This is a genomic window from Jatrophihabitans sp., from assembly GCF_036389215.1.
GTDB lineage: Bacteria > Actinomycetota > Actinomycetes > Mycobacteriales > Jatrophihabitantaceae > Jatrophihabitans_A.
Genome location: NZ_DASVQG010000240.1, coordinates 1 through 2,550, shown reverse-complemented (window position 1 = coordinate 2,550; position 2,550 = coordinate 1). Strand labels below are relative to the sequence as shown.

1 protein-coding gene and 1 pseudogene are annotated in these 2,550 nt (G+C 68.2%); one reads left to right on the top strand and one right to left on the bottom strand.

Annotated elements, in window-relative coordinates; genetic code table 11:
* A partial coding sequence (locus VF542_RS13365; protein ID WP_408652199.1) for a M4 family metallopeptidase occupies positions 1–1,740 on the bottom strand: 1,740 nt, incomplete at its 3' end.
* Positions 1,741–2,107: 367 nt separating this feature from the next.
* Here VF542_RS13365 and VF542_RS13360 point away from each other — a divergent pair.
* A pseudogene (locus VF542_RS13360) lies at positions 2,108–2,550 on the top strand (hypothetical protein); the annotation flags it as partial.

Below are 2,550 nucleotides of genomic sequence, written 5' to 3'. Positions count from 1 at the left end.
CGAGATCAGACCCGTGGAGGCGTTGATGCTCAACCCGGCCGGCAGACCCGTCGCCGTCCAGGAGTACGGCGCGCTGCCGCCACTGGCCGACATCTGCAACGACTTGGCCGTACCCACCGTCCCCGACTGCGAACCCGGGTTGGTGACGGTCACGCCACCGGTGGTGGTGCAGGTGGGGTCAGCACTCTGAGCGGGGACGCTGACTGCGTCCCAGGCTGCCTTGACCTTGTTGAAGTTGGTGCAGTTGCCGGGGGTGAGGTTCTTGGCGGCGTTGAGGGTCTGGGTGCGGTACTGGCCGTAGGACATGTTCGTGGTCTTGGCCAGCATCGCGTTGTAGAAGATCTTGCCGGCGGTCTGGATGCCGATGCCGACGAGGTTGGTGGAGCCGTTGCAGGTGGTGCTGGTGGGCTGGCCGTTGGTGGGGTTGGTGCCCTCGGCGAGCAGGTAGAACCAGTGGTTGCCGGGGCCGGCGGCGGAGTGGGTCTCGGTGGTCGGGATGGAGCTGGAGTAGCAGTTCGGGTCACCGGCCAGCGACGGGTTGTACATGTAGCGGATCGGTCCCGAGCCGACCAGGTTGACCTCTTCACCGACCTGGTAGTCCGGCGGGTCATAGGCTGCGGCCTCGTTGGCGTAGGCCTCGGTCAGGGCGCCGAAGACGTCACCGGTGAACTCCGCGACGGCTGAGGAGCCGATGCCGCCGGGGGTGAAGTTGTCCACGGCGTGGCCGAACTCGTGGCCGATCACGTCCAGCTCGGAGATCCAGTCGCCGGCGTTGTTGTGCCCGACCGAGACGCTGGTGCCGTCCCAGTAGGCGTTGACGTCGTTGAGGCCCATGTAGATCGGGTAGCCGCCGCCGGAGCCGTTGATGCCGTTACGCCCCAGCCAGCTGCTGAGCATGCTCCACTCGTGCTGGACGTCGAACAGGGCGTCCACGCAGCCGGTTTCGCGGTTGCTGCCCACGCCGTTGCCCCACACGTCATCAGAACCGGACAGCACCGCCTTGCTGGTGAAGTCGCGGCAGGAGATGCCCGAGCGGATCGGGTCGGTCATCGTCCAGGTGGTGCTGGTCGGGTGGCTGGTGTCGATCGCCAGCGGGTTCGGGCCGTTCCACTTGCCGGTGCCCGAGCCCTCGCGGACCTCGTCGTAGGAGTAGGCCACCGCGCCGGTCTTGGCGTCGGTGAAGACGTGCAGCTTGCTCGGGGTCGCGCCGGCGTGGCTGGAGACCACCGTCTCGTAGGCCAACCGCGGGGTGCCCAAGGCCAGCACGACCTTACGGGCGCTGGAGACCGAGTCGACGGTGTGGCCCTTGACCTGCGCCCGAGCCGCGGCGGCGGCCTGCGCGCCGGTCTGGCTGGCGGCGGTGCTCACGTTGACGACCTTGTCCTGCGCCGTCGCGGTCGACAGCACCTGACCGGCGGAGTTGGTGACGACGACGAAGTCGCCGCCGTAGACCGGCAACCCCTTGTAGGTGCGGTCATAAGGCACGTACTGCAGGCCCTCCTTGGTGGAGATCACCGAGTGGGCGAGGAAGGCGTCGTCCTTGCTGGCGTGCAGCGAGGCGGGCCGGGAGGCGACCAGGCGGGCCGCGGATTGCGCGGCCAACGCGCTCGGTGACGCCTTGGGACTAGGCGCGGCGGTGGCCGGGCTGGTGGTGAGTGCGATACCGGTGACGGCGAGTGCCGCCAGCCCCGTGAGGCTCAGGATCGCGGTGGAGCGACGAGGTCGCTGGGGAAGAACCATGGATGGGTTCCTTCAGGGGTCGGTGAAACGATGGTGGGAAAAGGGCATGGCATGGATTCAGCACTACGGGCGCGCGCCTACACCGACTCTGTTCGACGGTTGGAAGGCCCCCCGCGCGGATAACTGCCCGTTACGGACCGTAGCGAGATTTGACACAGATTTCAATGGAAGTTCTTATATTTAAAGCCGTGTGAAGAGAGTGACGTGGGGGGCTGTTGGGATCTCGGCCCGGGCCCGGCTACGGCTGCCGTTTCGCGGGCGCGGATCCACCTGGCGACGGGTACTAGTCCCATCGTCTGATGGTGTGCGTACCGGGCAAGGGAGGAGAACTGAGTCAGACAGCTTCACCAGCCACTGGGAGATCGACATGAACCGCTTGTTCCTGCTGACCGCAACTGCGCTCACCGCCACCGGACTCGCCGCTGCGCCCGCGGTGGCGGGCTTGGCCCACAACCCGTCCTTCAGCCACCAGTTGCCGGTACGAGCGCCCAGCGACGCCCAGACCGTCGAGGTCGGCGACGATTCCACTCTCACCGTGCGGCCGAGCCCCTCGAGCGGCCAGGCGACCCGGGCCGCGTCATCGTCTGCCAGTCCGACCGCGACCCCGTCCCGATCGAGGACCCCCGAGCCGGGGGACGACCGTGGCGGTCGGACCTCGGAGCCGGGGGACGACCGCGGCGGTCGGACGTCCGAGCCGGGTGATGACCGTGGCGGCGCCACCCAGGAACCGGGGGACGACCGTGGCGGCTCCACCCAGGAGCCGGGGGACGACAACGGCGGCGCCACCCAGGAGCCGGGTGACGACAACGG